Genomic DNA, 352 nt, shown 5'->3' with positions numbered 1-352 from the left:
CTGGTGCTGTATGTAAAGGAGAATGACACCAGTGAATACCGGTGTGCTGGGATCAGAAGCCGTGGATGCGGCCTGGTCCCGGGTACTTAGGATGCAGGACAAGCTGCACCGTTGGGCACAAGCTGATCCAGCTGGTGTCTTTGATGATCTGTTCAACCTTGTCTATGACCCTAGTTTCATGCTGGCAGCATGGGACCGGGTGCGGGGCAATAAGGGTGGCCGGACCCCTGGTGTCGATGGGATCGCTCCGCGATCCCTGCTGGGGGATCAGGCCATGGTGATGCTGTCTGATCTACGCCAACAAGTGAAGACCAGGCAGTATGTGCCCCAGCCTGTGCGTGAACACAAGATC

The 352-nt window shown here is 57.1% G+C and carries 1 pseudogene; it reads left to right on the top strand.

What is annotated here, in order from left to right:
* Positions 1-22: 22 nt before the first annotated feature.
* Positions 23-352, top strand: a pseudogene (locus HGQ17_RS14935) (group II intron reverse transcriptase/maturase); the annotation flags it as partial.

This window comes from Nesterenkonia sedimenti (assembly GCF_012641515.1).
In the GTDB taxonomy this organism is placed as follows: Bacteria; Actinomycetota; Actinomycetes; order Actinomycetales; family Micrococcaceae; genus Nesterenkonia; species Nesterenkonia sedimenti.
This window is presented reverse-complemented; position numbering and strand designations above follow the sequence as displayed.